Genomic DNA, 8,324 nt, shown 5'->3' on the forward strand with positions numbered 1-8,324 from the left:
TCAAGTGAGTCAGACCCAAATGCCCTTGAAAACTTTTCCATGCACAACTTTATGCTGGGAAACAGAATCAGATACAATGAATCTTTGGACGAAACCTCAACACCAACAGAAGCTTACCTGCGTACATGGGGCTGGACTTCCTATGTAAATATCTGGTATTTATACTTTAGAAAAGTCGATTTTCCGGCAGACCCTGAAATTCATGGCCGCTGGGAATGGGCAGGCATATACTTCGGTGAAAAACTCTAATCATGCGCAATTTTTTCTTGCCACGGCACGGATACCGAATGAGGCAGTCTTTTTTTTTCATCACAGTTTTTATTGTTTTTTTTAATTTTTCCGTTCCTCTTTTTGCTGAACTTGAAAAAGTTGAACTGGAAGAACTTCCGCCTGCAGAAGAATATTATATTGACGACTCCCCTCTTCATCAGATTTTAAAACTTTTTGATGAAGAAGATTATGAAAGACAAAAAAAATTTCTTGAAGAAAAACAGCGGAAAATAATAAAAAAAACCGGTGATATTGAAATTCCAGAACAAAAATATGCACAGAATATGATTCATGAATATATTGCCCGCTACATGACAAATTTTGGAAAGCAGAACCTGTACAAAATTCTTGATAACGGAGAATTTTACAGACTTTATATCCGCTCTGAATTAAAAAAACAAAAAATGCCTCTGGCACTGGAATATTTGCCGCTGGTTGAAAGTGAATACAACGAAAAAGCTGTTTCAAGAAGCGGGGCTAAGGGGTTATGGCAGTTTATGGAAAATTCCATGTCACCTTTTCTTAAAAAAAACGAATGGTTTGATGAACGCTTAGATCCATATAAAAGTACACGTGCAGCCCTTTTAAAATTACAGGATAACTATAATGTTTTTAAAGACTGGCCTTTAGCAATTGGTGCATACAACTGCGGCTTAGGTGCAATGCGCCGGGCCTTAAAAAAATCACCGGTTAAATCATTCTGGTATTTAGCCGAGCACAATCTTATTCCTTCAGAAACGATAAATTATGTTCCGAAACTTCTTGCAATTACAGAACTGGCAGAAAATTTTTCAGAATATAAAATTGAACTTCCCGAACTTACTTCATCACAATTTTATGCAGATTTTGATTATATCACTACAAAAAATAAAATATCCCTTTCTTATCTGGAAAATCAGCTTCGCTTAACCGAAGGAACTTTAAAAAAACTTAATCCTGAGCTTTTAACAAACACGACACCACCGTCAGAATATAAACTCCGGCTTCCGATGAATATGAAAAAAGCAGCTGAAGATATTCTGAATTTCAGTTTTTAATCTTTTATGCCGAAAATTTAATTTGAAGAACCGTTAAAAAAGGAAAATTTATTGTGAAAAATAAAATTTTATCTTCCGTTATTATTTTTACCGCAATTACAGCTTCTCTCTTTTCTCAGGGAAACAAAAGTGTTATTTCATCATCAAGCGTAATTGACTGGTCAAAATCAAGTTTTGTTTCGGATATACAGTTAAATACAGAAAAAGCCGGAATAAATATGCCGTCCGGTAAAAGAGCTGCAATAAATTTTATAGAAACAAAACTTCCGGATTTAATTAAAGATCCGCTTCTTTCTATCTATGTAAATTCTACACAGCAGTTAGGTGATTTAGTTCTTGCAAACGACATAACACTCGAACAGCTTACAGATATTATCAACAACGGAAAAAAAACTCCGGGCATTTTTAAAGACGGTTCCCTTACTTTAACGACAGTTCATTCAATTAATCTGCGCGAAATTTCATCACTCATGATAAAGCATCATTTTCCTTATGAAAACGCAAAACCAATTGATAATATTTCAAGCCGCGTTTACACAGGAATTATCATCGATGCCAGAGGTGAACTTGATGTACACGGCGAGTTTATGAAAGATGAAGTCTACCCGTGCTTATTTCCGCAGGTCTGGGATGAACATATGAATTTAATTTATGAAAGAAACATGGGTTCTCCAGAATCAGAATTCTTAAACGGAATGATTAAATATGACTGGCGTGATGACGAAAGCATTTATCAGGACAGAATCGGAATTGACCCGCTTCGCATTAAAGCACGCAAAGTTTACGGCCATTTAAGAACTGACCCTGTAATTTCAAGGCAGGATGCCCTTAAAATTTTATCAGTTCCTGAAAATCTTAAGCTTTTACAGGAAGGAAAAGTCGTTATTCTGCTGGACAAAGAAAATCTAACCTATTCTATCAATATGGATGAAAAACTTCAGGAATATTATGCACCATTTTTTGATATAGCAAATTATTTCCCTGCAAATGAAGAAGCACCGGTTATTAAAATCGGAGACGGTGAACTTAAGCTTTTCTATGATTTAAAATTCGTTGCCGACAGTCCGGAACTTCTTAAATCTGAACTTCCAAAAATGCAGAATCTTGCAAATCTTTTAAAAGATGTAAATAAAGACGATGCATTTACAATCTTAATTGAAGGACACACTGCAGATGTTAATAAGCCTCTCGGCCAGATGAATCTTTCAATAGCACGAACACAGACAATTATAAACGAGCTTGTAAAGAACGGTCTTCCACGCTCATTGTTCAGTTTTAAAGGCTACGGCGGCACACAGCCGATTGCTTCAAATGCAACACCTGAAGGCCGTGCAATGAACAGACGCGTTATAATAACAGCAAGACCAAAAGCAACCTATATCAAAAGATACTAAGGAGTTTTCAAATGAAAAGAAAAATATCTGCTCTTCTTATTCTAATGTTGAGTCCTGCTATCTTTGCAGCCACTTTTTTTTCAGGTGAAGCAGGCATCCTGTCAAATTTCATAAACACAAAAGCAAAGTCATTTGATCCTTCCCTTACTTTCGATGCATTTTTTTCAGGAAGATTCACTTTATCAGAAAGTCTTTCAGTTCGCTCAGAATTTTCAATGCAAACTGATGACACATACAGTTCAGGACTTCTTTCTGAAACTGACTCAATTTTCAGAATCGACGAACTTTCTGCAACATACATAAAATCCTTCGGCGGTTTTTCACACGATTTGAATTTCTTTATGGGATTTTTTGAATCTGTAGGAACCCAGCAGTTTATCAGACGGCGTCTTGGTGTTGAAAACTACTCTTCCCCGCTTCTTGAAAACTATCTTGGATTAAACGGTGCTTCAGTTTATTCACTTTACGGCTACGGCGGCGGATATACAATAACCTTTAACGATAAACCTGTAAGCACAGGTCTTTTTATAAGCAAAAACAGCGAAAATTCAGAAGATGTTCCACAGTTAAATTTTGACTTAAGACTTGCTGCAGCCTACAGATACTTAACTTTAGATTTACTTGCAGGTCTTGGTGCCCCGCTTTATACAAAAGACGAAAATAATAATGATGTCGTACTTCTGATTGATACGCTTTATTTTCATACAGGAATTGATGTGCTTCTTGGAAACAAATATTCTCCGGCTTCCCTTTATGCCCAGTGCGGATTTGAATATCTTCCTGTAAAATCAAGCAGCAAAGCAAAAGATTTTGATATGGCAGATGTTTATCTTCTTGTTGAGCCCAGATTTGCAGCAAAACAAACAAAATTATATATAACGGTCTACAGTATTCCGGAAGATAAAATCAAAAAAATGCCGTTCTTCAATGATACACTCGGCCTGAATCTTAATATTTTCTCTGATTCATTTCATGCAAAAAATTATGATTTTTCAGCCGGTGTAAACTGGATGGTAAGCTTTGAAGAAAAAAATATTTCTGATATTGCAGATACAAAACTTTTTGATGCAATGAATATAACTGTTGCTCCGTTCTTAAAGCTCAAGATTTTAGACGGAGAAATGACAATGCTGTTCCAGGCAATACCGACAAAAATTGCAGAAAATGAAGGTAATGCTCTTAAGCTGCACATCGGCTATAAAAAAGAACTGTAGATTAAGCTGTCTTAAAAACAAAAAAAACGACCTTTCATCGTGAACCTGTCAGAAAAGCCGCTGTGAGCACAGCTTAGGCGGCTTTTTGCCAGAACCACGATTCCGGTCGTTTTTTCTTTAGCAGACTTATTTTAAAGTTATTTTATATCCGCTGTTCAAATCTTACATAGAAAACGAACTTAGCCGTTTGCAGGCTTCTTCGATGTCGGCTTTGTGACCGAATGAGCTGAAGCGGATGAAACTTTCGCCTGCCGGGCCGAAACCTGAACCTGGGGTTGTTACGATGTGGCACTTATCAAGAATTGCATCGAACACTTCCCAGCTTTTTAGACCAGGAAATTTTGCCCATACATAAGGACCGTTTCCTGTAAAGTAAGAAACAACGCCCATTTTTTTGAAATTTTCACCGTCAAGGGTTTCTTTGATTTTTTTACCGTTTTCAAGGTAATAATCAACCTGAGAACGCATGTCTTTTAAGCCCTGCTCGTCCAATGCAGCAAGACCGCCTGCCTGAGCAATATTTGATGCACCATTAAAAAGAGTTGTCATGACGCGGTTCCAGTCTTTGTTTACGCTTGAACCGTCTTCAAATTTAAGCTCGTTCGGAACAATGCTCCAGCCTAATCGGACACCAGTAAAACCTGCCGGCTTTGAAAAAGAGTTTACTTCGATTGCGCAGGTTTTTGCACCTTCAATTTCGTAAATAGTTTTAGGCAGATTTTTGTCGCGGATAAATTCACAGTATGCAGCATCAAAAATGATGATACATCCGTTGGCATTTGCAAAATCTACAAGTTTTTTGAGCTGTTCTTTTGTAGCAGTTGCTCCAGTCGGATTATTTGGGGAACAGAAATAGATAAGTGTATTTTTTTCGACCTTGCTTAAATCAGGGAAGAAATCGTTCTCAGGAGTACATGGAAGATAGGAAATTCCTTCGTAACCTGTGCCGTTATTTTTTCCGGCAGCTCCAACAACAACGCTTCCGTCGACATAGACAGGGTAAGCAGGATCCTGAACGGCAACTTTAACATCGCGGCCAAAAAGTGTCTGAATTCGTGCGATATCACATTTTGCACCGTCAGAAATAAAAACTTCTCCCGCATCTACAAGGCCAGGATAAAATACTTCTGCAATTCTTGAGCGCAGAGAAGAATTTCCCTGTTCATCGCCGTAGCCTGAGTAACCTTCGGCAGTTGCAAGAGAAAGACAGTATCCGCTCATTTTTGAAGCAATATGTTTTGAAATAGGCTCGGTAGTGTTTCCGATTCCGAGCGAAATGATTTTTGCTTCCGGATGAGAAGCAGCGTATTCACGGCGGCGGCGGGCAACTTCCGGGAAAAGATAGCCTGCGGTCAAATTTGAAAATCCAGTATTTCTTTTTATCATAGTGAGCCAATTCTAACAAAAAGCCGTGCTGTCAGTAAAGTACTGATGCACGGCTTATATAAAAAAATTAAACTGTGTCTTCTAAAACTAGAATGTTACAGCAAGACCGATTTTTGGCTGGAATGAAATTCCTGAAACAATATAGTCTGCATCACCGAAATAACCTTTAGCATTATTATCATGATCTTCAGCATAAGACATAGAACCGTAACCAATGTTATAGAACATACCGAAATTTGCAAACAAACCTATATGATTGTTAAAGCGGAATGTGTAAGATACTTCAGGTCCGATATAGAAGAGGAAATCATCAAAATCAACTTCATAGTGCTCACCGGCAATATCAGCTGAGAAAAGTTCAAAAGTCTGATATCGGAAACCAAAATCACCGAAAATTGAAAGAGTCATTCTTTCATTGTGAATTGGAGAACCACCAAAACCTACACCGAATGCAAAATCAATGCCGGAAGCATCGTCTTTTTCTTTTAAACCATAATTTTTGACTTCATAGCTTTTCATATCGCCTGATGAAACATAGCCTGCATCAAATCCAACTTTGAAAGCAAAACCGCTGTCAGCAACATGTGTGTAGTCAAATACAAAATCAACACCAGTCTGTGAAAAGTCTTCTGTTTTTGTATTGCCACTAACATCTGCATCTGCAGAAAATGGTGAAATCGGGAAGCTTGCACCGATGTGAAGGGTGTTCTCAGCGAACAGTGAAGCTGCTGTTAAAGCGGCAGCAGCGGCCAAAGCGATAAGCTTTTTCATAATTATAAACTCCTTATCCTTAAAAAAGGACAAGAAATTATAAAAAAAAAAAGAATCTGTCAATTTTCTAAGGGGGGGGTAAGAAGATTCTTATAAAGATTAAGAACTTTCTAATCTTTAAAACCGCTCCAGGCCCTTAATTTTGCTACGTTTTCAAGAAGCAGATCAATTTCTTCTTCGGTGTTGTAGAAGTAAAGGCTTGCACGTGCAGTAGCCGGAACTCCAAGATAAGCTCCTAAAGGCTGGGCACAGTGATGACCTGCCCTGATTGCAATATTTTCTTCGCTTAAAAGGGTTGCAATATCATGCGGATGAACTCCGTCTACCGTAAAGGTAACAATTCCGCACCTTTTTGTGCCGTCTTTGTTTCCGATTATATTTACGTGAGGGATTTTTTTCATTCCTTCGATTAATCGGACAGCCAAGGCGTTGTCGTGCTCAGTAATTGTGTCTAAACCGACTGACTGAATGTAGCGGATTGCAGCTGCCATGCCGACTGCATCTCCTGCGCTCACAGTTCCGGCTTCAAATTTGTGCGGAACATCTGCCCAGGTAGCGCCTTCTTCGGTAACATATTCAATCATTTCTCCGCCGCGAAGGAATGGAGGCATTGCCTCTAAAAGCTCCATTCTGCCCCACACAGCTCCGATTCCCATTGGACCGCAGAGTTTGTGTCCGCTCATTGCAAAAAAATCGATTCCAAGCTCCTGAACGTCAACTTTAATGTGCGGAGTTGACTGTGCTCCGTCAACAACCATTACAGCGCCGTTTTTGTGGGCAATTTCTGCAATTTTTTTGACCGGATTCGTAGTTCCTAAAACATTTGAAACATGTGTAAGAGAGACAATTTTTGTTTTTGGGGTGATTTTAGCATATTCTGATTCAGGAATTTCGCCGGTTTCCTTATCGACATACATGAATTTTAAGACCGCGCCTTTTGTGTCGCGGATAAACTGCCACGGAAGAATGTTTGAATGGTGCTCCATGATTGAAATAACGATTTCATCCCCGGCATTTACATTAGCCATACCGTATGTGTTTGCGATTAAGTTTAAGCCTTCGCTTGTGTTTCGGGTAAAGATAATTTCCCGTGGAGAGCGTGCATTTACGAATTTTGCGACCGTCTCACGTGCGTCCTCGTAAGCCTTTGTAGCACGCTCGCTTAAAGAATAAAGACCGCGCAGGGGATTTGCATTCTGAGTTGCATAAAAGTGAGTCATCGCATTTAAAACGATGTATGGGCGCTGGGCGGTAGCAGCAGTATCAAGATAAACAAGACCAGAGTTGTCTTCAGAATTTTTTTCGTCAATCGCCTTAAAAAGCGGAAAATCATTACGGAATTTATTCATGTGCCAAATTATAAAGATTTTCAGACTGATTGAGAAGTAGTTTTACCTAGAATTTCAGTAGGTTTTATTTTTTTCCGATAATATACTGATGAAGAAATTTCTTCCTGCGTTATTTGTAATTTTCTCACTTTTTTCGCTTTCCGCTGATTCAGACCTTCCGCCTGTAAAACATAATCCATGGGAGCTCATAATTTACCGGCCTGAAAACAAGACAGACTTTAATTATATCCGCTGCTTTGTGCAGATTGAAGATGAAAACGGAAATGATGTTTCAAAAACAAAGGTAAAAGCCACTTACGAATGGAGTTCAATTCCGGATGTTGTAAATAAATACAAAAATAAGCTGTACCTTGACGGAGGAATGGCAATGCACTTAAACCTCCGCCCCGGAAAATACCGGTTCTCAGTCTACACGCCGGCCGAATGGTACAATGCTTTTGAATGTGCAAAGGGAGCTGAAAATAAAGGCCAGTGGGAATCAAATGTGTTTGAATACGACACCGAAAACCCGGCAAAGGTAATTTTTGTAACGCCAGTAATAAACGACAACGGTTTTTACAAAGGCGAATGGCACATCGAACATAAAGCACCAAGATTTTACAAATGGTCTGAAGGCAAAATTAAGTAACAGGTCATCCTGATACTCATTTAAAGCGAGTGATTTTAAGTGTAATTTTAAATTCTGACTGTATATTAAATTGAAAAATTCTCAGTCATAATGAGAATATGACTGAGAATCAGGAAAATTTTGTTGAGAACATGAAGTTTTACAGAAAAAAAACAGGACTTTCTCAAGCAAAATTAGCTGAAATGTGTAATGTTTCAAACGGCACTATCGGGAATATTGAATGTGGAGTAACAAAACCTTCATTCGATCTGATTTTTTCAATTGCACAGGCGTGA

8 protein-coding genes and 1 pseudogene are annotated in these 8,324 nt (G+C 38.4%); 6 read left to right on the top strand and 3 right to left on the bottom strand.

Going from position 1 to position 8,324, the window contains the following annotated elements:
* The 4 genes and pseudogenes from ACKI5B_RS10790 to ACKI5B_RS10805 form a co-directional block, all read left to right on the top strand.
* Positions 1–249, top strand: a pseudogene (locus tag ACKI5B_RS10790) (tetratricopeptide repeat protein); the annotation flags it as partial.
* Positions 250–287: 38 nt separating this feature from the next.
* The gene (locus ACKI5B_RS10795) at positions 288–1,307 is read left to right on the top strand and encodes a lytic transglycosylase domain-containing protein (protein WP_407428621.1); all 1,020 of its coding nucleotides are present in this window, start codon (positions 288–290) and stop codon (positions 1,305–1,307) included.
* A 53-nt stretch (positions 1,308–1,360) separates the two neighbouring features.
* Complete coding sequence (locus ACKI5B_RS10800) at positions 1,361–2,701, top strand: OmpA family protein (RefSeq protein ID WP_407428623.1); 1,341 nt, start codon at positions 1,361–1,363, stop codon at positions 2,699–2,701.
* Positions 2,702–2,712: 11 nt separating this feature from the next.
* Complete coding sequence (locus ACKI5B_RS10805) at positions 2,713–3,915, top strand: hypothetical protein (protein WP_407428625.1); 1,203 nt, start codon at positions 2,713–2,715, stop codon at positions 3,913–3,915.
* 162 nt (positions 3,916–4,077) lie between these two features.
* On the opposite strand, the gene ACKI5B_RS10810 is transcribed toward ACKI5B_RS10805, so the two are convergent.
* From ACKI5B_RS10810 to ACKI5B_RS10820, 3 genes are all read right to left on the bottom strand, one after another.
* Positions 4,078–5,301, bottom strand: coding sequence for an LL-diaminopimelate aminotransferase (locus ACKI5B_RS10810; RefSeq protein WP_407428627.1), 1,224 nt, complete (start codon positions 5,299–5,301; stop codon positions 4,078–4,080).
* A gap of 87 nt (positions 5,302–5,388) precedes the next feature.
* Positions 5,389–6,072, bottom strand: coding sequence for a hypothetical protein (locus ACKI5B_RS10815; protein ID WP_407428629.1), 684 nt, complete (start codon positions 6,070–6,072; stop codon positions 5,389–5,391).
* Positions 6,073–6,182: 110 nt separating this feature from the next.
* A complete protein-coding gene (locus ACKI5B_RS10820; protein WP_407428631.1) occupies positions 6,183–7,421 on the bottom strand; it encodes an aminotransferase class V-fold PLP-dependent enzyme in 1,239 nt (412 codons plus the stop codon).
* Positions 7,422–7,509: 88 nt separating this feature from the next.
* On the opposite strand from ACKI5B_RS10820, the gene ACKI5B_RS10825 reads away from it, so the two are divergent.
* On the top strand, positions 7,510–8,049 hold the full coding sequence (locus tag ACKI5B_RS10825) for a hypothetical protein (RefSeq protein WP_407428633.1): 540 nt from the start codon (positions 7,510–7,512) through the stop codon (positions 8,047–8,049).
* A 98-nt stretch (positions 8,050–8,147) separates the two neighbouring features.
* Positions 8,148–8,324, top strand: a complete 177-nt coding sequence (locus ACKI5B_RS10830) for a helix-turn-helix domain-containing protein (protein ID WP_407428635.1) — start codon at positions 8,148–8,150, stop codon at positions 8,322–8,324.

Origin of the sequence: Treponema sp. (genome assembly GCF_045657965.1) — a bacterium.
Classification (GTDB): Bacteria; Spirochaetota; Spirochaetia; order Treponematales; family Treponemataceae; genus Treponema_D.